24 protein-coding genes and 1 pseudogene are annotated in these 24,885 nt (G+C 65.9%); 19 read left to right on the top strand and 6 right to left on the bottom strand.

Annotated features, from left to right (window positions below):
• Together HU825_RS16625 and HU825_RS16620 are read right to left on the bottom strand one after the other, a co-directional pair.
• A complete protein-coding gene (locus HU825_RS16625; protein WP_043297141.1) occupies nt 1-375 on the bottom strand; it encodes a YgaP-like transmembrane domain in 375 nt (124 codons plus the stop codon).
• 93 nt (nt 376-468) lie between these two features.
• Complete coding sequence (locus tag HU825_RS16620; protein WP_043297140.1) at nt 469-903, bottom strand: OsmC family protein; 435 nt, start codon at nt 901-903, stop codon at nt 469-471.
• Between the two features lie 250 nt (nt 904-1,153).
• On the opposite strand from HU825_RS16620, the gene HU825_RS16615 reads away from it, so the two are divergent.
• From HU825_RS16615 to sstT, 5 genes and pseudogenes are all read left to right on the top strand, one after another.
• Nucleotides 1,154-2,182 carry an amidohydrolase family protein gene (locus HU825_RS16615; protein ID WP_234303415.1) on the top strand — a complete coding sequence of 343 codons (1,029 nt, stop codon included), beginning with the start codon at nt 1,154-1,156 and terminating at the stop codon, nt 2,180-2,182.
• A gap of 50 nt (nt 2,183-2,232) precedes the next feature.
• Entirely contained in the window at nt 2,233-2,697 is a 465-nt protein-coding gene (locus tag HU825_RS16610; RefSeq protein ID WP_138300089.1) for a DUF3859 domain-containing protein, read from the top strand.
• A gap of 115 nt (nt 2,698-2,812) precedes the next feature.
• Nucleotides 2,813-3,313 (top strand): annotated as a pseudogene (locus HU825_RS18955) (MCP four helix bundle domain-containing protein); the annotation flags it as partial.
• Nucleotides 3,314-3,397: 84 nt separating this feature from the next.
• Nucleotides 3,398-4,450 (top strand): methyl-accepting chemotaxis protein, encoded by a 1,053-nt coding sequence (locus HU825_RS16605; protein WP_431978477.1) that lies wholly within the window; start codon nt 3,398-3,400, stop codon nt 4,448-4,450.
• Nucleotides 4,451-4,687: 237 nt separating this feature from the next.
• Nucleotides 4,688-5,932, top strand: a complete 1,245-nt coding sequence (sstT, locus tag HU825_RS16600; protein ID WP_138300087.1) for a serine/threonine transporter SstT — start codon at nt 4,688-4,690, stop codon at nt 5,930-5,932.
• 111 nt (nt 5,933-6,043) lie between these two features.
• On the opposite strand, the gene fabB is transcribed toward sstT, so the two are convergent.
• Both fabB and fabA read right to left on the bottom strand, forming a co-directional pair.
• The gene (gene fabB, locus HU825_RS16595; protein WP_043297136.1) at nt 6,044-7,261 is read right to left on the bottom strand and encodes a beta-ketoacyl-ACP synthase I; all 1,218 of its coding nucleotides are present in this window, start codon (nt 7,259-7,261) and stop codon (nt 6,044-6,046) included.
• A gap of 11 nt (nt 7,262-7,272) precedes the next feature.
• The gene (fabA, locus tag HU825_RS16590; protein WP_003285418.1) at nt 7,273-7,788 is read right to left on the bottom strand and encodes a 3-hydroxyacyl-[acyl-carrier-protein] dehydratase FabA; all 516 of its coding nucleotides are present in this window, start codon (nt 7,786-7,788) and stop codon (nt 7,273-7,275) included.
• Nucleotides 7,789-8,174: 386 nt separating this feature from the next.
• Here fabA and HU825_RS16585 point away from each other — a divergent pair, with 386 nt between their 5' ends.
• The 8 genes from HU825_RS16585 to HU825_RS16550 all read left to right on the top strand — a co-directional run bounded on the left by HU825_RS16585 (nt 8,175) and on the right by HU825_RS16550 (nt 14,396).
• Nucleotides 8,175-9,197, top strand: coding sequence for an NAD(P)H-dependent glycerol-3-phosphate dehydrogenase (locus tag HU825_RS16585; RefSeq protein WP_077683022.1), 1,023 nt, complete (start codon nt 8,175-8,177; stop codon nt 9,195-9,197).
• 18 nt (nt 9,198-9,215) lie between these two features.
• Nucleotides 9,216-9,557: a DUF4389 domain-containing protein gene (locus tag HU825_RS16580; RefSeq protein WP_043297134.1), complete on the top strand. Its 342-nt coding sequence runs from the start codon at nt 9,216-9,218 to the stop codon at nt 9,555-9,557.
• Complete coding sequence (sixA, locus tag HU825_RS16575) at nt 9,554-10,012, top strand: phosphohistidine phosphatase SixA (protein WP_043297133.1); 459 nt, start codon at nt 9,554-9,556, stop codon at nt 10,010-10,012. Before HU825_RS16580 ends, sixA begins: the two co-directional genes overlap by 4 nt.
• Before the next feature lie 75 nt (nt 10,013-10,087).
• A complete protein-coding gene (locus tag HU825_RS16570) occupies nt 10,088-10,516 on the top strand; it encodes a hotdog fold thioesterase (protein ID WP_234302492.1) in 429 nt (142 codons plus the stop codon).
• Nucleotides 10,517-10,637: 121 nt separating this feature from the next.
• Nucleotides 10,638-11,447 (top strand): alpha/beta fold hydrolase, encoded by an 810-nt coding sequence (locus HU825_RS16565; protein ID WP_054093214.1) that lies wholly within the window; start codon nt 10,638-10,640, stop codon nt 11,445-11,447.
• Nucleotides 11,444-12,298: an alpha/beta hydrolase gene (locus HU825_RS16560; RefSeq protein WP_234302491.1), complete on the top strand. Its 855-nt coding sequence runs from the start codon at nt 11,444-11,446 to the stop codon at nt 12,296-12,298. Before HU825_RS16565 ends, HU825_RS16560 begins: the two co-directional genes overlap by 4 nt.
• A 156-nt stretch (nt 12,299-12,454) precedes the next feature.
• The gene (locus HU825_RS16555; RefSeq protein ID WP_081002724.1) at nt 12,455-13,258 is read left to right on the top strand and encodes a DUF4892 domain-containing protein; all 804 of its coding nucleotides are present in this window, start codon (nt 12,455-12,457) and stop codon (nt 13,256-13,258) included.
• Between the two features lie 49 nt (nt 13,259-13,307).
• Entirely contained in the window at nt 13,308-14,396 is a 1,089-nt protein-coding gene (locus HU825_RS16550) for an AI-2E family transporter (RefSeq protein ID WP_077683027.1), read from the top strand.
• 16 nt (nt 14,397-14,412) lie between these two features.
• On the opposite strand, the gene HU825_RS16545 is transcribed toward HU825_RS16550, so the two are convergent.
• Nucleotides 14,413-15,405, bottom strand: coding sequence for a patatin-like phospholipase family protein (locus tag HU825_RS16545; RefSeq protein WP_043297129.1), 993 nt, complete (start codon nt 15,403-15,405; stop codon nt 14,413-14,415).
• A gap of 159 nt (nt 15,406-15,564) precedes the next feature.
• Here HU825_RS16545 and selD point away from each other — a divergent pair, with 159 nt between their 5' ends.
• Genes selD through HU825_RS16530 form a run of 3 tightly spaced genes read left to right on the top strand, consistent with a single transcriptional unit; the run spans nt 15,565 to nt 18,012 of the window.
• Nucleotides 15,565-16,599 carry a selenide, water dikinase SelD gene (gene selD, locus HU825_RS16540; RefSeq protein ID WP_156714864.1) on the top strand — a complete coding sequence of 345 codons (1,035 nt, stop codon included), beginning with the start codon at nt 15,565-15,567 and terminating at the stop codon, nt 16,597-16,599.
• Nucleotides 16,599-17,708: a tRNA 2-selenouridine(34) synthase MnmH gene (gene mnmH, locus HU825_RS16535; RefSeq protein ID WP_054093211.1), complete on the top strand. Its 1,110-nt coding sequence runs from the start codon at nt 16,599-16,601 to the stop codon at nt 17,706-17,708. The genes selD and mnmH overlap by 1 nt, the downstream gene beginning before the upstream one ends.
• Nucleotides 17,709-17,733: 25 nt before the next feature.
• A complete protein-coding gene (locus HU825_RS16530; protein WP_008570229.1) occupies nt 17,734-18,012 on the top strand; it encodes a hypothetical protein in 279 nt (92 codons plus the stop codon).
• Between the two features lie 99 nt (nt 18,013-18,111).
• On the opposite strand, the gene HU825_RS16525 is transcribed toward HU825_RS16530, so the two are convergent.
• Complete coding sequence (locus HU825_RS16525; RefSeq protein ID WP_234302490.1) at nt 18,112-20,796, bottom strand: HAD-IC family P-type ATPase; 2,685 nt, start codon at nt 20,794-20,796, stop codon at nt 18,112-18,114.
• Nucleotides 20,797-20,962: 166 nt separating this feature from the next.
• On the opposite strand from HU825_RS16525, the gene HU825_RS16520 reads away from it, so the two are divergent.
• The 3 genes from HU825_RS16520 to HU825_RS16510 are packed head-to-tail and all read left to right on the top strand — an operon-like array spanning nt 20,963 to nt 24,868.
• Entirely contained in the window at nt 20,963-21,880 is a 918-nt protein-coding gene (locus HU825_RS16520) for an AAA family ATPase (protein ID WP_234302489.1), read from the top strand.
• A 40-nt stretch (nt 21,881-21,920) separates the two neighbouring features.
• Nucleotides 21,921-22,883 carry a DUF58 domain-containing protein gene (locus tag HU825_RS16515; RefSeq protein ID WP_234302488.1) on the top strand — a complete coding sequence of 321 codons (963 nt, stop codon included), beginning with the start codon at nt 21,921-21,923 and terminating at the stop codon, nt 22,881-22,883.
• Nucleotides 22,880-24,868 (top strand): transglutaminase TgpA family protein, encoded by a 1,989-nt coding sequence (locus HU825_RS16510; protein WP_234302487.1) that lies wholly within the window; start codon nt 22,880-22,882, stop codon nt 24,866-24,868. The genes HU825_RS16515 and HU825_RS16510 overlap by 4 nt, the downstream gene beginning before the upstream one ends.
• The last annotated feature ends 17 nt before the right edge of the window (nt 24,869-24,885 follow it).

The following is a 24,885-nucleotide window of genomic DNA, read 5'->3' as shown; positions in this document are numbered from 1 at the left end:
CTAGCCGAGGCCCGTCGAACCGCCTGCCGGCGTTTCCAGTCCCGTATTGCCGGTTACCGTCGCGGTCGCAGTCGCCGCTCGGGCATTGCTGCGCAGGCGCTGGCGATCGGATTCGCTCGGCTCCAGCGGCAGGTGGCGGGATGTTCCTTCGGCCATACCGGCCTGCTCATCGATCTCGTTGAAGATGCGCTTGGCTTCGCAGTGCCCCGTTATGCCGCGTGTCAGCGCCATGCCGCCCATGGCCAGCTGCAACAGGCCACCCAGCCCGCCGCGGCGCAGGCCCTTGCCGACTAGGTAAAGGCCGCCGGCGAGCGAGGCGGCGCGCTCCCAGCCATGCACGTTGTGGCTGGATCGGTTCGAGGAGGTTGAGTTCATGGTGAGAAGCTCCGACGACGTTCCCAATGACTGACTCGTACCGATGCACTCCGTTCGCCGCACTGGACCGACGGACTCACAAATGATGTTCGCCTAGAGCAACTGGCTGACCAGTCGGGTACCGTGCGCCAGGTTGTCGGCCACTGGGCAGCGCCGTTCGATCAGTTCGAGCAGCGCCTGCTTTTCTGCCCGACTCAGGTCGGCGTCGATGTCGACCTTCACGCGTAGCTCCTGGAAGCCCGGACGTACATCGGGGTCACGGCCGAGCAGCCCGGCCGGATCGTAATCGGCCTCGAGTTCGAAACGCATGCCGCGCAGGTCGATCTTCTGCTGATGGGCGACGAAGCGGCCAATGGTGCCGAAGCAACCGGCAACGGCAGCGAGGATGGCTTCCAGCGGCGTCGGCCCGAGGTCTTGTCCGGCGGCATGCTTGGGTTGGTCCATCACCAGACGATGATGTCCGCATTCCACTTCGATGCTCATGCCAGCCTGCATCTGTCCGCGTGCACTGATGGTTTTCATGGCCATGCTTGGATTCCTTTTGGAGCGAGGTTGCGAATGCCGACGGCACCATTGCCGCGCAGCGATTCGTTGATCCTAGCGGGCGCCAATGGGGGTGCGTTTGATGCTGATCAAATACCCATGGGGGTATATGATCAAGCTGCATTCTTGCGCGCGGTCGCCTTCATGGTGCCGTGCGAACCATGCGCCAAGCCGAACGGTCGGCAGGCGTCATGGTCTACCAGGCTGCTGGTTGCCTGGAGGACCTGAGTTGTCGATCGTACGTTTTTGCTTCATCACCTGCTGCCTGTTCGGCCTGGCCTGTACCGCCCAGGCGCGTGACTATCGCTACAGTGATGCCCACTTGCACTACGTCGACTTCTTCCAGGAGAGCGATGGCATGCCCAAGCTGCTCGCGGCGATGGACGCGGGAGGCATCGATCACGTGATGATCAGCGGCATTCCGGTGGCGAAGAAGTGGCACGAGAACGAACCGAAGCGTCCGCGCTATTACGCCGGTGACGACGCGCCGGTGTACTGGTACAGCGCGACCGACGTGCTGGTCGCTGCGGCGCTGGAGGAGCTGGACGCCGAGCAGCGCAAGCGTTTTCATCCATTCCTCTCGGGGTTCAACCCCAACGACAAGAATGCCGATGCGCATATCCGCCGCATGCTCGAGCTGCATCCGGGGGTCTGGCAGGGCATCGGCGAAATATTCACCCGTCACGATGACGTCACCGCGCTGACCGAGGGCGACACGCCGCGCGCCAACAACGAGGCGCTGGCGCGGGTCTATCACCTGGCTGCCGAGTTCGATCTGCCGGTGCTGCTGCATTCCAACATCACCTCCAAGCGCGAGCGCAATCCGCTCTATTTGCAGGAGCTGGAAGAGCCGCTGCGCAACCATCCGCATACGCGCTTCATCTGGGCACATGCCGGTACCAGCATGGAGCTGCATCGACATCAGGAGAAACTGGAGTTCCTCTTGCCGACGGTGAAGCGGCTGCTCGACGACTACCCCAATCTCTACATCGATCTGTCCTGGACGATGCTCGAACCCTATCTGCTCGATGGCGACGGCAAGCCTGACGCAGAATGGGTGGCGCTGGTCGAACGGCATCCGACGCGCTTCGTACTGGGCTCGGATGTGGTCGGACACTTCGACAACCTGGGTACGGAGATGGCGGCGTTCGCGCCATTTCTCGATGCGTTGAAGGAGAAGACCGCGCGCCGGGTGGCGCGGGACAATTTCCTCGCGCTGCTGCCGCGCACCGGCGCGGGCGACGAGGGCGTGTCACGTCGCTGAAATGATCGCGTCATATTCTCCAGCCTTTCCATACGAATCAGAGGCTGGCTATGCGACTGCAATCTGTGATCTGCCTGAGTGCCGCTTTGCTGTTTGGCGGCAGTGCCGTGGCTGGGGTGCGCCTGGACGGCGACGTCGAATACGGCGTGTTCGAAAGCCCGCAGAGCGAGCTGGAAGCCGGGCAGCGCATTCTGCGCACCGGCAAGCAACCGATCGAACGCACCACCGTTGTGCCGGCAAAGCTGGGCACCAAGTTCGGCTTGCGCTACAGCCTGGCCGGCAAACGCGAGGGCGATACGCCGCTGACGCTGCTCTACTTCACCCCAGGTATGGTTACGCCGGATGGCGAACGCCACGACAAGCTGGAAGTGGTGCAGGCGCTGGTTCCGGGGGCTGCGGATGACGTCATGGCGTTCGAATTCACCGAGCACCACGAGCTGGTGCGCGGCGAGTGGCATTTCATGGTGTTCCAGGGCGATCGCAAGCTCGTGGAGCAGCGTTTCGACGTACGCTGACCACTCGACCTTTGGTCGCAAAATGTTGGTTTCTTGACGTCAATTATTCAAGGTTCATAACGACCGCTCCGATAATGTGACCGAGTTGGCAGTCTGCCTGCCAGAAACATTCGTCATGGAGCGAGGACGTCCCATGTTTATCCGCAATATGAATATCTCCAGGCGCTCGGCGCTGGGGTTCGGCCTGATCGGGCTTATCGTGCTGCTGCTGGGCGTCTTCGCCTTGCGGCAGATGACCATGATTCGCGATGAGGCGGCGAAGGTCAGCAGCCAACGGCTGCCGAGCATCACCGCATTGGGTGAGCTGAACCAGCACACGATGCGTATGCGCATCCACACGCTGCGCCTGCTGATCGACCGCGCGCGCGTCGAGGCCAATCGGGCGGTCGTCAGCAAATTCCGCAGCGAGCTGCAGCCGCTGGAAGATGCCTATGCGAAAACCATTTTCATGTCCGAGGAGAAGGCGCTCTTCGACCGCTACGTGAAAGCGCGCCAGCGTTTCGAGGGCGTACTCGACGAGGTGCAGAGGCTGGAAAGCAGCGGTCAGCTTGAAGCTGCGATAGAGGTGGTCGGCTCCCAGCTCAACGAGACAGCCTCGGCGATGAGCGAGGCGGTGCGCGAGTTGGTGAGGTTCAATGACACCCAGGCCCAGCTTTCTGCCAGAAATGCGCAAGACTATTTCACCCAGGCGCGTGCCTGGATGGTCGCGATGCTGGTGGTTGCGGGGCTGCTGACCTGGTTGCTGGCCTGGCTCTTCACCCGCAGCATCGTGCAACCGCTCGGGGAGGCGGTGAAGGTTGCGGAAATCGTTGCCGGTGGCGATCTGTCCCAGCCAATCGAGATCGCCGGCAGCGACGAGCCGGCGCGGCTGCTGATAGCGCTGAAGGCGATGCAGGGCAGCCTGCGCGAGACGATCCAGCGGATTTCCGATTCGTCCAACCAGCTTGCCTCGGCGGCTGAGGAGCTGAATGTGGTGACCGAGGACTCCACCCGTGGCCTGCACCAGCAGAACACCGAGATCGAGCAGGCTGCCACCGCTGTCAACGAGATGACCACCGCGGTCGACGAGGTGGCGCGCAATGCCGTGGCTACGTCCGAAGCCTCGCGCGAATCCGACGAGACGGCGCAGCAGGGGCGCCAGCAGGTAATCCGAACCGTCGACTCCATCGGCCTGCTGGCGAACGACGTCACCCATACCGCCACGGTGGTCGAGCAACTGGCCGGGCGTGTGCGCGAGATCAGCAAGGTATTGGATGTGATCCGTGCGATTGCCGAGCAGACCAATCTGCTGGCGCTCAACGCCGCCATCGAGGCGGCGCGGGCAGGTGATGCAGGACGCGGATTCGCCGTGGTTGCCGACGAGGTGCGCGCGCTGGCGCATCGCACGCAGCAGTCGACCCAGGAAATCGAGCAGATGATCGGCGATGTTTCCCAGGGTACAGACCAGGCCGTACAGGCGATGCAGGCGAGCAATCAGCGCGCCCGCACTACGCTGGAAGTGGCACAGACCGCCGGCGCCGCACTGGACGCCATCGCCCAGGCGATCGGTCAGATCAGCGAGCGCAACCTGGTGATCGCCAGCGCCTCGGAAGAGCAGGCGCAGGTGGCACGCGAGGTGGATCGCAATCTGGTCAATATTCGAGACCTGTCCCTGCAGACGTCCGCGGGCGCCAATCAGACCAGTGCCGCCAGTCAGGAACTGGCACGCCTGGCGGTCGATCTGAATGGGCTGGTGACGCGCTTCCGTGTCTGAAGATCCCGTGTTGTGAGCGGCGTTCGTGCCGTGCCGGCCGGGTGTTCCCACGAACACCCGGCCGGAGACTGCTACGCTTCACCGGGTCGGTACGCGAGGGCAAGGCTGGGCTTGCACGCGCGAGCGGCGTAGTATCCGGCGCTTTCCGGGCGGCAAACGGCTCTCGGCCCGCAAGTCGCAGCTAGCGGGGTGGGCCGGTGCAGGCTGTCCGGCCCCGTCAATTTCGAGAGCAGTATCATGTCTGACCTGCCAACCCGTTTCTTCCGATTCATCAACCGTACCAGTCTGGTCGCTCAGATCGTCGTCGGTCTCGTGCTGGGCTGCCTGCTGGCCGTATTGTGGCCATCGGCGGCGCAGTCGGTGGGGCTGCTGGGCGACCTGTTCGTGGCCGCGCTGAAGGCGGTCGCGCCGGTGCTGGTGTTTGTCCTGGTCACCGCGTCGCTTGCGAGTCACCAGCATGGCCAGCCGACGCATATTCGTCCGATCATCATGCTCTACGCGATCGGTACGCTGGCGGCGGCCTTGGTCGGAGTGACCGCGAGCTTCCTGTTTCCCACCGAGCTGGTGCTGGTGCGCCAGGCCGCCGACGTGGTGCCGCCAGCCGGAGTGAGCGCTGTGCTGCGCACGCTGCTGTTCAATGTCGTGGACAATCCGGTGAATGCGCTGATCGAAGGCAACTACATCGGCATCCTGGCTTGGGCTATCGGTCTTGGCTTCGCCTTTCGCCATGCGGGTGAGAGTACCCGGCAACTGGTCAACGATCTGTCGAGTGCGGTCTCGCTGATCGTCAAGGTGGTGATCCGGACGGCTCCGCTGGGGGTGTTCGGGTTGGTTGCCAACACGCTGGCTGCTTCCGGTTTCGAGACGCTGCTGAGTTATATGCAGCTGTTGCTGGTGTTGGTTGGTGGCATGCTGTTCACCGCGCTGGTGGTCAATCCGCTGATCGTGTTCTGGCAGATTCGCCGCAACCCGTATCCGCTGGTGCTCACCTGCCTGCGCGAGAGTGGTATCACGGCCTTCTTCACGCGCAGCTCGGCGGCGAACATCCCGGTGAACCTGCAGCTCTGCCAGCGCCTTGGCCTGCACAAGGACACCTACTCGGTTTCGATTCCGCTGGGCGCGACGATCAACATGGGCGGCGCGGCGATCACCATCAGCGTGCTGACACTGGCTGCGGTGCATACGCTAGGTATCCCGGTCGACCTGCCAACGGCGGTGCTGCTGAGTCTGCTAGCCGCGGTCTGTGCCTGCGGTGCGTCGGGTGTGGCAGGAGGGTCGCTGCTGCTGATTCCGCTGGCGTGCGGTCTGTTCGGCATTTCCAACGACCTGGCGATGCAGGTAGTTGCAGTCGGATTCATCATCGGCGTGGTGCAGGATTCCGCCGAGACCGCGTTGAATTCCTCAACCGATGTGCTGTTCACCGCGGCCTCCTGCATCGCCCATGGCGACAGCATCGAAGTGGATGAGCAGCCGCTGAGCTGATCGGCCGGCGCGGCGTCGGTGGAGCGTTCCGTCGACGCAAGGCGTATAGCCGTGCAAACGAAAACGCCCCGAAGATCGGGGCGTTTTCATGTGTTGCAGACGTTGGTCGAATCAGCCTTTCCAGCGCTTGAGCACCAGCGTGGCGTTGGTACCGCCGAAGCCGAAGCTGTTGCTCATCACGGTGTCGATCTGTGCGTTCTCGCGCGTTTCACGCAGGATCGGCATGTCGGCGACTTCCGGGTCCAGCTCGTCGATGTTGGCCGAGCCGGCGATGAAGTTGCCTTCCATCATCAGCATCGAGTAGATCGCTTCGTGAACGCCGGCGGCGCCCAGCGAGTGGCCGGACAGGCTCTTGGTCGAGCTGATGACGGGGACCTTGTCACCGAACATGTTGCGTACGGCGCGGATCTCGGCCACATCGCCCACCGGGGTGGAGGTGCCGTGGGTGTTGAGATAGTCGATCGGGCCGTCGACGGTGGACATCGCCTGCTGCATGCAGCGCAGGGCGCCTTCGCCGCTCGGAGCCACCATGTCGTAACCGTCGGAGGTCGCGCCGTAGCCGACGATCTCGGCATAGATGCGCGCGCCGCGCTTGAGCGCGTGCTCCAGCTCCTCGACCACCACCATGCCGCCGCCGCCGGCGATAACGAAGCCGTCACGCTTGGCGTCGTAGGCGCGGGAAGCCTTTTCCGGGGTCTCGTTGTACTGGCTGGACAGCGCACCCATGGCGTCGAACAGGCAGCTCTGACTCCAATGCTCTTCTTCACCACCGCCGGCGAAAACCACATCCTGCTTGCCCATCTGGATCTGCTCCATCGCGTGGCCGATGCAGTGCGCGCTGGTGGCGCAGGCCGAAGCGATGGAGTAGTTGATGCCCTTGATGCGGAACGGCGTGGCCAGGCAGGCCGACACGGTGCTGCTCATCGTGCGCGGCACGCGGTATGGGCCGATGCGCTTCACACCCTTGTCGCGCAGGATATCGATGGCTTCCATCTGGTTGATGGTCGAAGCACCACCCGAACCGGCGACCAAGCCGATGCGCGGGTTGGAAATGTCATCGAGGCTGAAGCCGGCGTCCTTCACCGCCTGCTCCATGGCCAGGTAGGCATAGGCGGCAGCGTCGCCCATGAAGCGCAGGACCTTGCGGTCGATCAGCTCTTCGAGGTTCAGATTGACGGAGCCGGAAACTTGGCTGCGCAGCCCCATATCTGCATAGGACTGATTGAAGCGGATGCCGGGGCGACCGGCGCGCAGGTTGCCGGAGACGGTCTCTTTGTCATTGCCCAGGCAGGAAACAATACCCAGGCCAGTGATCACGACGCGACGCATGCGGATGTCCTTCAGAAGCTGTCTGTAGAAGTGAACAGGCCGACGCGCAAACCTTCGGCACTGTAGATCTCGCGGCCATCGACGCTGACAGTGCCGTCGGCGATGCCGAGGATCAGCGAGCGGTTGATGGTGCGCTTGATATGGATGTTATAGGTGACCTTCTTGGCGGTCGGCAGGACCTGGCCGAAGAATTTCACTTCGCCCGAGCCGAGGGCGCGGCCGCGGCCGGGGTTGCCCTGCCAGCCGAGGTAGAAGCCAACCAGCTGCCACATGGCATCCAGGCCCAGGCAACCGGGCATGACCGGATCACCTTCGAAATGGCAGGCAAAGAACCAGAGATCAGGGTTGATATCCAGTTCGGCGACCAGCTCGCCCTTGCCATACTTGCCGCCGACTTCGCTGATGTGAACGATACGGTCGACCATCAGCATGTTCGGTGCGGGCAGTTGCGCATTACCGGGACCGAAGAGCTCGCCGCGGCTGCAACGAAGCAGGTCTTCCCGAGTAAAGGCGTGTTGTTTGGTCATGCGTATTCCTCAATGGTCCCTTCTATGCAGGGCTTTGTGCTGCTTACCGACCGGCTCCGTGCGCACGGGGCCTGGCTATAAAGACTAGTCATAGACTGTCGCGTTGTGGCTAAAGTCACAGCGTGGACAGTCGGTCATCGCTTCTCCAGCCCGCCGCTGCAGCAAAGTGAGGACGGAGATGGCGGGCTACTTTAACACTCCTTGCCGCATCACGAAGATTTTGCAGCGGCTCCGTGTCATAGACCAATGTTCAACGCAGGAATGCCGTGGCTTCGCCAACGCGCCGCGAAGTGCCCTGCTTGGCCCGGCTGGGCGGTGGCTGCGTGCGATGTGCAACGTATAATGTCCAGCTATTGCCATCGCGAATGGCTCATTACGGTAACCACATGACAGCTAAGCAACCCATCGCCGTGCTCGGCGGCGGCAGTTTCGGTACGGCGATCGCCAATCTGCTGGCGGAGAACGGGCACGACGTCCGACTCTGGATGCGTGACGCCGAGCAGGCTGAAAGCATTCGCAGTCAGCGCCAGAACCCGCGCTATCTCAAGGGCGTGACCATCCTGCCGCAGGTGCAGCCGACCACCGATCTGGCGCAGACCCTGGATGCGTGCGAATTGATCTTCGTCGCGCTGCCGTCCAGCGCGTTGCGCCAGGCGCTGCAGCCGTTTTCCGCGCAGTTGGCGGGCAAACAGCTGGTCAGCACCACCAAAGGTATCGAGGCGCACGGCTTCAAGCTGATGAGTCAGATCCTCGAAGAAATCGCACCCCAGGCACGCATCGGGGTGCTGTCCGGGCCGAATCTCGCGCGCGAGGTCGCCGAGCATGCGCTCACCGCCACCGTGGTGGCCAGCGACGATGAGGCACTATGTCGCAACGTGCAGGCAGTCCTGCATGGCCGGACCTTTCGCGTCTATGCCAGCGCCGACCGCTTCGGCGTCGAGCTGGGTGGTGCGCTGAAGAATGTCTACGCGATCATGGCGGGCATGGCGGCGGCGCTGGGCATGGGCGAGAACACCCGCAGCATGCTGATCACCCGCGCACTCGCCGAGATGACGCGCTTCGCGGTCAAGCTCGGGGCTAATCCGATGACTTTCCTCGGCCTGGCCGGGGTCGGCGACCTGATCGTGACCTGTACCTCGCCCAAGAGCCGCAACTTCCAGGTCGGCCATGCGCTGGGAGAAGGTCTGAGTCTCGAGGAAGCGGTGTCGCGCCTGGGCGAAGTCGCCGAGGGCGTTAACACCATCAAGGTGCTCAAGACCAAGGCCGAGGAGATGCAGGTCTACATGCCGCTGGTCGCGGGGCTGCATGCGGTGCTTTTCGAGGGGCGTACGCTCGATCAGGTGATCGGCGCGCTGATGCGTGGCGAGCCGAAGACCGATATCGACTTCATTTCCACCGACGGTTTCTGAACAGGACAAGAGAAAACCATGAACCAATCCAATCACGGCGCCGAGCGTGAGTCGCTGATTCTGCGGATCGTTTGGATGCTGCTGTTCTTTCTCGTCTGGCAGCTGGCCGAGCTGGTGCTGCTGGTTGTCGTGTTGCTGCAGCTGTTCCTGCGTGTACTCAAAGGCCAGCCGGACCCGAGCCTGCAGGGATTTGGCGACAGCCTGAGCCAGTACATCGCGCAGATCGGCCGTTTCGGCACCTTCAACACCGAACACAAGCCCTGGCCGCTATCGGACTGGCCGGCACCGCGTGCCGCCGACTTGCCGAGTGCGCCGACCGCACCGCCGACCCCCTCCTCGCCACAAGAGCCAACGCCATGAAACTCTGGCTATTACGTCACGGCGAGGCCGAGCCGCGAGCGCGCACGGACGCCGAACGCAATCTGACCGAACAGGGGCGGCTCGACGTGCGTGCGATTGCCGCGCATCTGCGCAACCGGCCGCTGCAGACGATTCTGGTAAGCCCTTATCAGCGCGCCCAGCAGACGGCGGAGATCGTTCGTCAGGAGCTGGGCTTCAGCGGTTCGTTCGAGACCGTGCCCTGGGCGACGCCCGATTCCGATCTGCGCGAAGCCATGCTGTATCTGGACCGGCGCCCTGAACAGCATTTGCTGCTGGTGACGCACCAGCCATTCGTCGGTACGCTCGGTGGCTGGCTGGTGCATGGCCAGCGCGACGAGTCGTTGCCGATGGCGACCTCCAGCCTCGCCGAACTGGAAGGCGAAGCGCTGGCTGCCGGGCTGATGCGCCTGGTCTCGCTGCGCCACGCTCGCTGAGCGCCAGCCAAAGTCGGCCCGCTGCCGGCAAACGTGCCGTTCGATAACAACAATATGGAAATGGAGTGCGTGACTTTGAGTATCTGGAAACGTCAGCCCGATCTGGACAGCCTGCACAGCAACCGCAAGAACACCATCAGCGAACTGCTGGATATTCGCTTCGAGTCCTTCGACGACCAGTCCATCACCGCGAGCATGCCGGTCGATGCGCGTACCCATCAGCCGTACGGCCTGCTGCACGGCGGGGCGTCGGTGGTGTTGGCCGAGACCCTCGGGTCGATGGCCAGCTATCACTGCATCGACACCAGCCGCTTCTATTGCGTCGGGCTCGAAGTCAACGCCAACCACCTGCGCGCGCTGCGCAGCGGGCGCGTGACCGGCGTGTGCCGCCCGGTGCATCTGGGGCGCTCGACGCATGTCTGGGATATTCGCCTGCATGGCGAAGATGGCAAGCCCAGCTGCATCTCGCGGCTGACGGTGGCGATAGTGCCGCTGTCCGAATAACACCGTCGACCCGCCACGGTCCGTTGTTTGGCATGAATGCCGCTCACGCGGGCGCGTCGGGGCGATTGTCCGGCAGGGGTGGCCGCCTACAATGGCCTGACCTTTCTCGTCAGCCGTGTCCATGTCGCAACGCATCTTCTTCGCCCATGCCAACGGCTTCCCGTCGGCGACCTACCGCAAGTTGTTCGCCGCGCTGGCGCCTGAATACCGTGTGGAGCACATGGACCGGCATGGCCACGATCCGCGCTTTCCGGTGGACGACAACTGGCACAACCTGCTGCAGGAGCTGTTCGAGCAGCTGGAGCGGCTGGGCGAGCCGGTCTGGGGCGTTGGCCATTCCTTCGGTGGCATGCTGCATTACCGTGCGGCGCTGCTGCGCCCCGAGCTGTATCACGGCGTGGTGATGCTCGATTCGCCGCTGCCGACGTGGTTCGACCAGACGCTGATCTGGGCCGCCAAGCGGCTCGGTTTCATCGATCGGCTGACGCCGGCCGGGCGCACCCTGGGCCGGCGCGAGCAGTTCGACAGCGCCGAGGAAGCACATGCCTATTTCGCCGGCAAGACGCTTTTTCGCAGCTTCGATCCCGACTGCCTGGCTGCCTATATCGAGCATGGCCTCGAGCCGGCGGGGCAGGGGATGCGCCTGCGTTTCGATCCGCGGACAGAGATCGACATCTACCGCAGCGTGCCGCATGTGACGCCTGGCTGGCCGCCGGCATTGAAGATTCCGCTGGCGATGGTGCGCGGCCGCGACAGCCGCGTGGTGCTGCCACATCACGCCTATCTGCTGCGCTTAATGGCGCGCGGCGAGGCGCATCGCCTGCCCGGCGGACATATGTTCCCACTGGAGCGTCCGACGGAAACCGCCGATCTGCTGCGTCGTCTGCTGGCTCGCTGGAACCCGGCTGTCGCGAACCGGGGTGCCGCATGAGTGTGGCATTCGAGGAGGTCCGGCTGAGCTTGCCGCATATCGAAGTGGCTGCGCACCTGTACGGACCGCAGGACGGCCGCCCGGTGATCGCGCTGCATGGCTGGCTGGACAACGCGGCGAGTTTCAGCCGGCTGGCGCCGCGCTTGCCGGGTCTGCGCATCGTCGCGCTGGATCTACCGGGGCATGGCCATTCGGCGCATCGTCCGCTGGGCGCGGGCTACAACCTCTGGGACTACGCGCTCGATGTGTTGCAGGTGGCCGAACAGTTCGGCTGGCAGCGTTTTTCCCTGCTGGGTCACTCGATGGGCGCGATCGTCGCGGTGCTGCTGGCCGGTGCGCTGCCGCAGCGGGTCGAGCGGCTGGCGCTGATCGACGGGGTGATTCCCTACACCGGTGAGGCGGACGAGGCACCGCAGCGGCTGGGTGCCGCGCTCGATGCACTGCTGGTGGTCGACGACAGGCGCAAGCCGGTCTATGCGACCTTCGAGCGGGCCGTCGCGGCGCGCATGAAAGGTGTCGGTGCGGTCAGTCGCGAAGCCGCCGAGCGTCTGGCCGAGCGCGGCCTGATGCCCGTGCCGGGCGGCTATACCTGGCGTACCGATGCACGGCTGATGCTGCCGTCGCCGTTGCGGCTGACGCGCGCGCACGCGCTGGCATTTGTCTCGCAGGTCACCTGCCCAACCACCCTTGTGCTGGCCGAGCAGGGGCTGATGACCGAACCGAAACTGCGTGAACTGACCGCGCAACTGCCGTTCGACAAGCATTACCTGTCCGGCGGCCATCACCTGCATCTGGACGACGAGGCCGGCGCCGCTGCGGTCGCCGCGTGCTTCGAACCCTTCTTTCGCTAGCGCGCCGTCACGCAAGATGCTGTGGCAATCGCCTGCTTGACTTGCTTTTGGCAACTGGCGAGGCTGACCGCCAGTCGGCATCTGGCCGCCTCCATCGGCGGCGGCCAGATGCCGGATGAAACTCGTGCAAGCAAGGGTGATGCGTTGAAAAGAGCGATGCGATGGACAGGCCTGCTGGGATTGTTGCTGACGGGCACGCCGTTGCTGGCGGCGGACGTTGCCGGTAGCGCCGATCTCGCGGTTCTGGCGCGCTACCCGCAGGCAGAGATCGTCGATTATCGGCAGGCGCCGGTGAGCGAGCGGATCTATCCGCTGGACTCGATTCGCCGTATCAGCGGCAAGTTGCGCATGGCCAGCCAGGTCAGCGCAGCTGGCCAGTTGACCGTCGTTACCTATCAGCTTCCCGATACCCACAGTGGCATCGAAGCCTTCACCCAGTCCCGGCACGCGGTGCTCGATGGCGGCGCAGAGCTGTTGTTCTGGTGCGAGGGCCGTGAGTGCGGTTCGAGCAGCCTGTGGGCCAATGCGGTGTTCGGCAAGGCCAGGCTCTACGGGCCGGAAGGTCAGCAGGCCTACCTGCTGGCGCGCCTGCCGCAGGCCGGTGACAGCCTGCTCGCGCTCTATGGCGTCACACGCGGCAACGGCCGCTCCTATCTTCATGTCGAGCAGCTGGAGCCGAGCGCGCCGCTCGGGGAGCTGTTGCCGAATGCGGCAACCCTGCTGCGCCAGCTGCGCGACAGTGGCGAGCTGCGCCTGCCGCGCCTGCCGGATGAACCGTCGACCGAGTGGAGCGCGCTGCTTGCCGACCTCATGCGGCTGGATAGTACCCTTCGCATCAGCTTGGCCGGGCGTACCGGCGCCGCCTGGCGCGAAGCCCTGATCGCCGAGCGGATCGGCGCCCGACGGCTCGAGCTCGACGACTCGGCCGAAGCCGGGCTGCTCATCAGGCTATTGCGCTGAGACGCTTCGTCGGGCTGCAATAGCCGTCCTTTCCAGAGAGTAACCGCGCATGCCCAACAACGACCGCCTGCTGGTGCAGATCCTGCTTCTGGTCCTGCTCGGTGCCTGCCTCTGGGTGCTGGCGCCGTTCGCTTCGGCGCTGTTCTGGGCCGCCGTGTTGGCGTTTGCCAGCTGGCCGCTGATGCGCCTGCTGACCCGTCAGCTGAACGGCAACGCAAGCCTGGCGGCGGGGTTGCTGACCTTTTGCTGGATGGTGCTGGTGGCCGTGCCGCTGGTCTGGCTCGGCTTCAACATCGCCGACCAGATTCGCGAAGCCAACGCCCTGCTGCACGACCTGCAGGTCGACGGTCTGCCAGCGCCGCCGACATGGCTCGGCGAACTGCCACTGATCGGCGACAGCCTGGTCACGCTGTGGAGCACCGTCCATGAACAGGGCACGGCGCTGCTGGCCAGCGCTCGCCCGTACATCGGCCAGGTCGGCAACTGGCTGCTGGTGCGCAGCGCGCGCATCGGTGGCGGCATGCTCGAGCTGGCGTTGAGCCTGGTGCTGGTGTTCTTCTTCTATCGCGACGGGCCGCGCCTGGCGGCGTTCGTCCACAGCCTGCTGGACCGGCTGATCGGTGGCGAGCGTGCCGACCACTATCTGGAACTGGTGGCCGGCACGGTGCAGCGCGTGGTCAACGGTGTCATCGGTACCGCAGCGGCGCAGGCGGTGCTGGCCTACGTGGGCTTCAGCATCGCCGGGGTGCCGGCTGCGCTGGTGCTCGGCCTGCTCACCTTCGCGTTCAGTTTCGTGATGGTGCCGCCACTGGTCTGGGGGCCGGCGGTCGCCTGGCTGGTATGGCAGGGCGACTACGGCATGGCAGTGTTTCTCGGTGTCTGGGGCATGTTCATCATCAGCGGGGTGGACAACATCCTCAAACCCTATCTGATCAGCCGCGGCGGCAACCTGCCGCTGGTGGTGGTGCTGCTCGGCGTGTTCGGCGGGGTACTGGCGTTCGGTTTCATGGGGCTTTTCCTCGGGCCGACACTGCTGGCCGTGGCCTTCAGCCTGCTGGGCGACTGGCTGATCAAGGAAGTCCCGCAAACCGCCGAGAAGGACAGCACCGGGGAGCCGATCGACAAGCCGCAGTGCTAGCGGCCGGCGGGCGGCGCTACAGCTCCAGCTCGTAGCGCGCCAAGGCGTCATGGGCCACGATGCGCCCCAGCTCGATCAGCTCCGGCGCCTTGTCAAACTCGTAAAAACGACAGGCGCGCTTGGGAATGTTCACCAGCACGTTCGGCGGATAGCCGGCGATCTTGTACTGCGCCAGGGACGACTGCATAACGTCGAAGCTCTGGTTGATCAGTTCCAGCAACGAAGCGGGGCCGCCGACATCCACGACGGTCGAGCCTGCGGCCGACTTCGGTGCCGTCTCGCTGGACGGCGCCGCCGGCGGCTGGTCGCCGCGCAGCAGCTCGCTGGCGCGGATATCGGCGATGTGTTGCGGCGAAAGACCGCCACCGTCCTTGCGCCAGAACGGGATGTGCGAGCTGATCGAAGTCAGCATCGAATCGAAGCGCCCCGGGCGTTCGATTTCCGGCAGCGAATATTGCTTGTGGTTGTTGGCGTTGAGGTTGACCGCGACGATCAGATCGCAGTGGCTCGACACCACCGGCACGATCGGTAGCGGGTTGAGCAGGCCGCCGTCGACCAGCACGCGGTTGTCCTGCACCACCGGCGTGAACAGGCTGGGAATCGCCGCGGACGCGCGCATCGCCAGCTCCAGACTGCCTTCCTGGAACCAGATCTCCTGCTGGTTGGTGAGATCGGTGGCCACCGCCGTGAAGGGGATCGGCAGATCCTCGATGTTCACCTCGCCGAGCATTTCGCGTACCCGGCCGAAGACCTTCTCGCCGCGAATCGCACCCAGGCTGAAGCTCGGATCGACCAGGCGCAGCAGGTCGAGATAATCCAGCCCCTCGATCCAGGCGCGGTACTCGCGCAGCTTGCCGGCAGCATAGATGCCACCGACCACGGCGCCCATCGAGCAGCCGGCGATGCAGCCGATGGTGTAGCCACGTGCCAGGATCTCATCGATGACGCCGATGTGCGCATACCCACGCGCGCCTCCCGAGCCTAATACCAGCGCTACTTTCTTGCTCATGCGGCTTCCCCCCATTCTGTGTCGTTAGCTTCTCGCCGCGCACGGGTACGCCGCAAGGGGCGCTATACCAAAGCAGGTCGTCGCCGCCCCGTTTGCCGCCGCTCGTCGAAGGCTTTGCTACAATCGCGGCCCGTTTTGCATGCAGCACGAGAGAGTCCGATGAGCGAACCGATCCGCCTCACCCAGTACAGCCATGGCGCCGGTTGCGGCTGCAAGATCTCGCCCAGGGTGCTGGACGTGATTCTTGCCGGCAGCGGCGCGCAGAACCTTGATCCGCGGCTGTGGGTCGGCAATGCCTCGCGCGACGATGCGGCGGTCTACGGCATCGACGAAGAGCGTGGCGTCGTCTCGACCACCGACTTCTTCATGCCGATCGTCGACGACCCCTTCGATTTCGGTCGTATCGCCGCGACCAACGCGATCAGCGACATCTACGCGATGGGCGGCGACCCGCTGATGGCCATCGCCATCCTCGGCTGGCCGGTCAATGTGCTGCCGCCGGAAGTGGCGCGCGAGGTCATCGCTGGCGGCCGTGCGGTGTGCGACGCTGCCGGCATTCCGCTGGCCGGTGGACATTCGATCGATGCGCCCGAGCCGATCTTTGGTCTGGCCGTGACCGGCCTGGTCAGTAAGCGCCACATGAAGCGCAACGACACGGCCACTGCCGGCTGCAAGCTCTACCTGACCAAGCCGCTGGGCATCGGCATCCTCACTACCGCCGAGAAGAAGGCCAAGCTGCGTGCCGAAGACGTGGGCCTGGCGCGCGACTGGATGTGCACGCTCAACACCGCCGGCAGCCGCTTCGGCAAGCTCGAAGGCGTGCAGGCGATGACCGATGTCACCGGCTTCGGCCTGCTCGGTCACTTGGTGGAAATGGCCGACGGCAGCGGCGTGACGGCCGAGATCGAGTACGCGCGCGTGCCGCGTCTGCCGGGCGTGGAGTACTACCTCGAACAGGGCTGCGTGCCCGGTGGCACCCAGCGCAATTTCGACAGTTACGGTGAGCGCATCGCCGCGCTCGATGAGGTGCACAAGCAGCTGCTGTGCGATCCGCAGACCAGCGGCGGGCTGCTGGTGGCCGTGGCGCCGGAAGGCGAGGCAGAGTTCCTGGCCGTTGCCGGCGAGCTGGGCCTGGCGCTCGAGCCGATCGGCCTGCTGGTCGACGCGCGCCGCCATGCAGTCGAGGTGCGCTGATGCGTGGCGATACCGCTGACTACCGGGCGCTGTTTCTTAACGACGTTCCGATGATGGATGCCCGCGCGCCGGTGGAATTTTCCAAAGGCGCGTTTCCCGGCGCGGTCAATCTGCCGCTGATGAACGACAGCGAGCGGCAGAAGGTCGGCACCTGCTACAAGCAGCATGGGCAGAAGGCCGCGCTCGATCTGGGCCACCAGCTCGTCTCGGGCAAGGTCAAGGCCGAGCGGATGCAGGCTTGGGCCGATTTCGCCCGCGCGCACCCCGATGGCTACCTGTACTGCTTCCGCGGCGGGCTGCGCTCGCAGATCGTCCAGCAGTGGCTGCGCGACGAGGCGGGCATCGACTATCCGCGGGTGGTCGGTGGCTACAAGGCGATGCGCCATTTCCTGCTCGAAACCCTTGAGCAAGCGATCCAGCAGTGCGACTTCGTGCTGGTCGGCGGCATGACCGGCACTGGCAAGACCGAAGTGCTGGCGCGGCTGGACAACAGCCTGGACCTGGAGGCGCTGGCCAATCATCGCGGCTCCAGCTTCGGCAAGCGTGCGACGCCGCAGCCCGGGCAGATCGATTTCGAAAACATGCTGGCGATCCGCCTGCTGAAGCTGCGCGCGGCGGGCGTTGAACGTTTCGCGCTGGAAGACGAGGCGCGGCTGGTGGGGCGCTGCTCGATTCCGCTGCCGCTGTTTCAAGGCATGCAGCAGTTTCCGCTGGTGTGGCTGGAAGACAGCCTCGAGGGCCGCATCGAACGGATTCTCAAGGACTACGTGATCGACCTCTGCGCCGAGTTCATCGCCGAGCAGGGCGCCTCCGGTTTCGCCGCGTTCGCCGAGCGTTTGCAGCAAAGCCTGGTCAATATCCAGAAGCGCCTGGGCGGCGAGCGCTATCAGCGTCTGGCGTTGCTGATGGACCAGGCGCTGGCCGAGCAGGCGCGTAGTGGCGCGGTGGATCTGCACCGTGGCTGGATCGAAGGATTGCTCGGCGAGTACTACGATCCGATGTATGCCTACCAGCGCGAGAGCAAGGCCGAGCGTATCGAGTTCGCCGGCGAGCAGCAGGCGGTTGTCGAATACCTGCAGCAACGCGCCCGCACGGCTGTGTCGCATTGATTCGAAAGCAACGGAGGGATGAACGATGAAAGTCTGGCTATCCGTACCCCTGCTAGCGCTGCTGCTGGTCGGCTGCGCCGGCAAGACCGCCTACCGTGACAGCTGCGCCGCCGAGCTGGACGCCGCGTGGAAGGAGCAGAGCTTGGCAGAAGCCGAAGGGTTCGCCGGCACCGTGAGCTATTCCAAAGCCATGGCCCTGCTTACTGGCGCTAAGACCCAGCAGCAGTTCGAGGCGTTTCATGGCTGTGTGGAAAAGGCGCAGAAGGCGCGCTTCTACCTGAGAGAGTCGCGCGCCGGTCGCTGAACGGCAGCCTGCGCAGCGTAGCTCTGCAGGGCGGGTGCCGGTCGGCCGCCGGCAAAGCTGGTCCCCACCCTGAACGCGGTGATCCCGGCGCCGGTCCGCTCACAGGCGCCGGCCAATGCGCCGGCGCAACCACTTGTCCAGCTCCACCACCGCCAGCAGCGTGCCGCCGGCCAGTGCGCAGATGGCCCACGCCTGGGGGCTGAGCGCGGCGGTCTGGAACAACCGCTGCAGCGGCGGCCAATGGGTGAACGCCACCTGCAACACCAATAGCAGCGCGACCATGTTCCAGACCATCGGATTGCCGCGCAGGCCGAAGTGCGCCGGTGCATTGATCTGGCGGCTGGCGAACAGGTAGGCGATCTCGCAGAACACCAGCGTGTTGACCCCCAGCGTGCGACTGACCTCCAGGCTCCAGCCCTGCCGCTGGGCAAAGAGGAACACCGCGATGCAGGCCGCCGTCATCAGCAGCGAGACCAGCACCACGCGCCAGAGCAGCTGCGCGCCCAGCAGCGGCGCGCTCGGATCGCGCGGCGGGCGGCGCATCAGATCGGCCTCGCCGGGCTCGAAGGCGAGCGCCAGCGCCAGCGTCACCGCGGTGATCATGTTCAGCCAGAGAATCTGCAGCGGCGTGATCGGTAGCGTCAGCCCCAGCGCGATGGCGACCAGCAGCACCAGCGCCTCGCCGACGTTGGTGGGCAGGATGAACAGGATGGATTTCTTCAGGTTGTCGTAGACCGTGCGGCCTTCCTCCACCGCATGGGCGATGGTGGCGAAGTTGTCGTCGGCCAGCACCATCTGTGCCGCCTCCTTGGCCGCCTCGGTGCCCTTGATGCCCATCGCCACGCCGATATCGGCGCGCTTGAGCGCGGGCGCGTCGTTGACGCCGTCGCCGGTCATCGCCACCCGTGCGCCGCCGGCCTGCAGGCGCTGAACCAGGCGCAGCTTGTGCGCCGGACTGGTGCGGGCGAATACCGCGGTCTGCGCCAGGCACGCGTCCAGCTCCGCGTCGCTGAGCCGATCCAGCTCCGCGCCGGTGAGCGGCGGTTGCTCGCCGAGCCCGAGACGCTGGGCGATGGCGGCGGCGGTCGCGGCATGGTCGCCGGTGATCATCTTCACGGCGATACCGGCGCGCTGGCATTCGGCGATGGCAGCGATGGCTTCCTCGCGCGGAGGGTCGAGCATGCCGACCAGCCCGAGCAACACGAAGTCGCCTTCGAGATCCTCGTAGGCCAGCTCGTGCTGCGGCGCGCCCAGCGCGCGCATCGCCAGGCCGAGCATGCGCAGGCCCTGACGGGCGCCATCGTCGAGTACGGCGTGCCAGTGGGCCGGGTCCAGCGGCTCGGTGCTGCCGGCGGCGAACTGGCGGTTGCACACTTCGAGCAGGCGCTCCGGCGCGCCGACCAGATAGATCAGCCCGTGGCCGGCATGGTCGTGATGCAGGCTGGCCATGCAGCGGCGCTCCGAGCTGAACGGAATACCGTCGACCCGCGGCATATGCGTGTGCTCGTGAGTGGTCTGCAAGCCGAGCTTGCCGGCCAGGGTGAGCAGCGCCGCCTCGGTCGGGTCCCCGGTGATGCACCAGCCATCGCCTTCGCGCAGCAGGCTGGCGCTGTTGCACAGCAGCCCGGCGCGGGCCAGCTCGAGCAGGTCGCTGGCCTGTTCCGGCTCGCAGGGCTGGCCGTCGCCGGTGCAGACCGCGCCCGCCGGCGTGTAGCCGACGCCCTGGATGAAATAATTGTGTTCGGCGGTGAAGACCTGCTGCACGGTCATTTCATTGCGCGTCAGGGTGCCGGTCTTGTCCGAGCAGATCACCGTCACCGCGCCGAGGCTCTCGACCGCCGGCAGCCGGCGGATGATCGCCCGCCGCCGCGCCATGCGCTGCACGCCCAGCGCCAGGGCGATGGTCAGCACGGCGGGCAGGCCCTCGGGGATCGCCGCGACCGCCAGACCAACTGCCGCCAGCAGCATCTCGCTGGAGGAGTAATCGCGCAGCGTGACGCCAAACACGTAGGTGCCGAGCGCCAGCGCCAGGATAATCACGGTGAGGACCTTGGCGAAGCGCGCGATGTCGCCCAGCAGCGGCGTCTGCAGGCTGACCACTTCGCCGAGCATGTGGCTGATCCGGCCCAGCTCGGTCTGCCCGGCGGTTGCCACCACCACGCCGTAGCCGTTGCCGGCGCTGACCAGCGTGCCGGAGTAGGCCATGCTGCTGCGATCGCCGAGGCTGGCGTCATGACTGACGGGCGCCACCTGCTTGCTGCTGGGCAGCGATTCGCCGGTCAGGGCGGCTTCTTCGATGCGCAGGTCGCGACATTCGAGCAGGCGCAGGTCGGCCGGGACCCGGTCGCCGGGTTCCAGCAGTACGAGGTCGCCCGGTACCAGCTCTTCGGCCGGTACGCTGAGGGTGCGTCCGGCGCGGCGCACGCGGCTGTCGAGCGTCAGCAGCTTCTGGATGGCGCGCATCGCCTGTTCCGCTTTACCTTCCTGAACGAAGCCGACCAGCGCGTTGATCACCACCACGGCGACGATCACCACGCTGTCGAGCCATTCGCCGAGCGCCAGGGTGACCAGCGCCGAGAGCAGCAGCACGTAGATCAGCAGATTGTGGAACTGCAGCAACAGGCGCTTGAACGCACCGTTGCCGCGGCGCTGCGGCAACCGGTTGGGGCCGAACTGCTGCAGGCGCTGCTGCGCCTGTTCGGCGCTCAGGCCGCTGTGGGTGCTGTCCAGTCGCTGCAGAATCTGCGCGGCGGGTTGCGCGTGCCAGCTGTCGGGTTCGGCCATCGAAGCCTCCTATCGACGAGGGAGAGGTCAAGCCTAGGCGGGGCGGCGAACCGCTGCATGGTTCTGGATCAAGCATCGGATCACAAACTCGTTACCCGGCATGTCCAACGCTTTGCCTGACTGTCGTCGATCAGTAGCATCGGCCGGACCTACAGAGGAGAGTCGCATGCGCACCCGATTGGACGCCTGTCTGCGCGCGGTCAATGAAGTACTGCTCGGCAAGGAAGCTCAGGTGCGACTGGCGCTGGCCTGCCTGCTGGCACGGGGTCACCTGCTGGTCGAGGACATGCCGGGCATGGGCAAGACCACGCTCAGCCATGCACTGGCCAAGGTGCTCGGCCTGGAGTTCCAGCGCATCCAGTTCACCTCCGATCTGCTGCCGGGCGACATCCTCGGCACGTCGGTGTTCGACAAGGACAGCAGCCAGTTCGTCTTTCATCCCGGGCCGATCTTCGCCGAGCTGATCCTCGCCGACGAGATCAACCGCGCCACGCCCAAGAGCCAGAGTGCCCTGCTCGAAGCCATGGAAGAGGGCCAGGTCACCATCGAGGGGGCCACCCGTGCGCTGCCGGAACCGTTCTTCGTCATCGCCACGCAGAACCCGGTGAGTTCCGGCGGCACCTTCGCGCTGCCGGAATCCCAGCTCGATCGTTTCCTCATGCGCGTCTCGCTGGGATATCCGGCCCGCGCCGCGGAGAAGGCGCTGCTGCTGGGCGAGTCGCGCCGCGACCTGCTGGCCCGGTTAGCGCCGGTGCTCGAACGCACCGAGCTGTTGGCGCTGCAGGATGCCGTGGCCGGCGTGCGCGTCAGCGATGCGCTGGTCGACTACGTGTTGCGTCTGGTGGAAGCCAGCCGTACCCAGCCGCAGTTCGCCTGGGGCCTGTCGCCGCGCGGCAGCCTGGCGCTGCTGGCGGCGGCGCGCGCTTGGGCGTTTCTCGACGGCCGCGATTACGCGATTCCCGAGGATGTGCAGGCGGTGCTGCCGACGGTGGTCGGCCATCGCCTGCGCGAACGTGCCGATGCTTCCGGCCACGGCGGCGGCGCGCTGGTGCAGTGGCTGCTGCGCGAAGTGCCGGCGCTCTGATGGCGCTGACGATGACACTACGGCCCGACGGGCGCGCCGCGTGAGGCTGCTGCCACGTCTGCGCGAGCGCTGGCTGCTGCTGCGGATTCCGCCGGCGCCGAGCATGCGGCTCGATCAGCGACGCATCTTCATCATGCCTACTCGCGTCGGGCTGGCTTTCCTCGCGGCGCTGGGACTGATGCTGCTGACTGCGATCAACTACCAGAACAGCCTCGCCTACGGCCTGACCTTCCTGCTCGGCGCGTTGTATCTGGTGACCATCCTGCACACCTGGCGCAATCTCGCTGGGCTGGTGCTGCACAGCGGCGGCGCCACTGCCGCTTTCGTCGGCGAGCAGGCGCGGTTGCGTGTGCGCCTGGAAAGCCAGGGGCGCGCCTACCAGGCCGTGACCGTCGGCTGGCCGGCCAGCGGTCTGCAGCGGGTGGATGTGCCGGCCGGCGGAGTGGTGGAGGTCGAGCTGAACCTGCCGGCTGAGCGCCGTGGCTGGCTGCGCCCCGGCCGGGTGCGGGTGGAGAGCCGCTTTCCGTTGGGTCTGCTGGTGGCCTGGAGCTGGATCGATCTGGAGTTGGCGGCATTGATCTACCCGCAGCCGCTGGCAGGCGAGTTGGCGCAGCAGGGTGAGGCGGCGCAAGACGAGGATGGCGGCGCGCGTGCGCAGGGGGCAGGAGTCGACGATTATCAGGGGTTGAAGGCCTGGCAGCCCGGTGATTCGCGCCGTCGCCTGCACTGGAAAGCCTATTCGCGCGGCCAGGGCCTGCTGGTGAAGGAGTTCGCCAGCCTGCTCGGCAACGAACCGCTGCTGGACTTCGCTGCGCTGACGGGCGACAGCGAGGAGCGCCTGTCGCGGCTGTGTCACTGGGTCGTGGAACTGAGCGCCGCGCACCAGCCGTTCGCCTTGCGCCTGCCGGCCGTGACACTCGGCCCGGATAGCGGTCAGGCCCACCGTGACGCCTGCCTGCGTGCGCTGGCGCTGCACGGTACCGGTGCGGAGCAGGGTGCATGAGCACGAAACCCGGTATCCCGCGCAATGCGCTGATCTGGCTGCTGGTGGCTCAGGTGCTGGTGATCCTGCCGCATCTGACGCACCTGCCGCTGTGGATCACCGGCCTCTGGCTGGGCTGCGCCGTGTGGCGAATTCAGATCTTCCGCATGCGCCTGCGTTATCCCAACAGCTGGGCCAAGGCGGCGCTGATGATCGGCGCCGGCTTCGGCGTGTACTTCTCGCGCGGCAGTCTGGTCGGGCTGGAGGCCGGCGTGGTGCTGCTGATCGCGGCGTTCATCCTCAAGCTGGTGGAGATGCGCACCGCGCGCGATGCACTGGTGCTGATCTTCCTTGGCTTCTTCGCGGTGGTGACCAGCTACCTGTTCGAGGATGGGTTACTGGCCGGGCTGTACAGCCTGTTGCCAGTGACTGCCCTGCTGGCGGCGCTGATCGGTCTGCAGCAGGGCACGCGGATGACGCAGCCGTGGCCGACGCTGCGGCTGGCCGGCAGCCTGCTGCTGCAGGCGGTACCGCTGATGATCCTGCTGTTCCTGTTCTTCCCGCGGCTGGCGCCGCTGTGGACGCTGCCACAGCCGGGGCCGCGTAGCCTCACCGGGCTGGCGGACCACATGGCGCCGGGCGACATTGCCCGGCTCGGTCAGTCCGCGGCGCTGGCGTTTCGCGTCAGCTTCGAGGGCGAGATACCGCCGCGCGACCAATTGTACTGGCGCGCCGTGACCTTCGAGCAGTTCGATGGTCGGCGCTGGTCGCAGTCCTTCGCCGCGCAGGTGTCGCAGGAGCCACACTGGCAGCCGACCGGCGAGCCGCTGCGCTACAGCGTCGTCATGCAGCCCAGCGGCCAGCCCTGGCTGTTCGCCCTCGACGTGCCGCGCGTGGCGGCCGACGATACACGGCTGATGGCCGACTTCCACCTGCAGCGCCGCCAGCCGGTGAACCAGCCGCTGCTTTATCACGTGACCTCCTGGCCCGACGCACGGCGTGAGGCCGAGCGTGCGCCGTCGAGCCTCGGCCGCGCGCTGCAGCTGCCGGCGCAGGGCAATCCGCGCAGCCACGCCTGGGCCGGCGAACTGCGTCGCACGCTGCAGGAGCCCGAGGCGGTGGTGCAGGCGCTGCTGCGCCACTTCAACCGCGAGCCCTACCACTACACGCTGAAGCCGCCGGAAGTCGGCCCGGACATCGTCGACGATTTCCTTTTCAGCACCCGCAGCGGCTTCTGCGCGCACTACGCGGGGGCGATGACCTTCGTGCTGCGCGCCGCCGGCATCCCCGCGCGGGTGGTGGCCGGCTACCAGGGCGGCGAGGTCAATCCGGCCGGCAACTACCTCTCGGTGCGTCAGCTGGATGCGCACGCCTGGGTGGAATACTGGACTGCCGAACGCGGCTGGGTCAGCGTCGATCCGACCTTCCAGGTGGCGCCGGAGCGGGTCGAGCAGGGGCTGGAGCAGGCGCTGGCCGGCCAGGAAGGCTTTCTCGAGGATTCGCCGATGTCGCTGCTGCGTTACCGCGATATCGGCTGGCTGAACCAGCTGCGCCTGCGCTGGGACGAACTCAACTACGGTTGGCAGCGCTGGGTGCTCGATTACCAGAGCGAGCGCCAGTTACAACTGTTGCAGCGCTGGTTCGGCAAGGTCGACGCCACGGCGCTCGGCATCGGCCTGGTGACGGCGCTCGCCGCGGTGCTCGGCCTGCTCGCGCTGTGGCTGTTCAAGCCCTGGCGGCATGAGCGCGATGTGCAGCAGCGGCTGTTCCTCGCCTTCGAGCGGACGCTGGCGCGCCACGGCCTGCGGCGCGAGCCGGGCGAGGGCGCGCGGACTTTCGCCGTGCGCGCGGCGCGCCAGTTGCCGCTCCAGGCCGACGCGATTCATGCCTTCCTGCGCTGTTACGAGCAACAGCGCTACGCGGCCGCAGATGCCGCGCCCACCGAGCTGCGCCAGGCGCTGCGCGCGCTGCGCCGCCAGTTGCCCTGGCGGCGTGCCCGGCACTGAGCCGACCGTTGATGATT

Origin of the sequence: Pseudomonas phenolilytica (assembly GCF_021432765.1) — a bacterium.
GTDB lineage: Bacteria > Pseudomonadota > Gammaproteobacteria > Pseudomonadales > Pseudomonadaceae > Stutzerimonas > Stutzerimonas phenolilytica.
The sequence above is the reverse complement of the archived record's forward strand: the minus strand, read 5'-3'. Positions and strand labels throughout refer to the sequence as shown.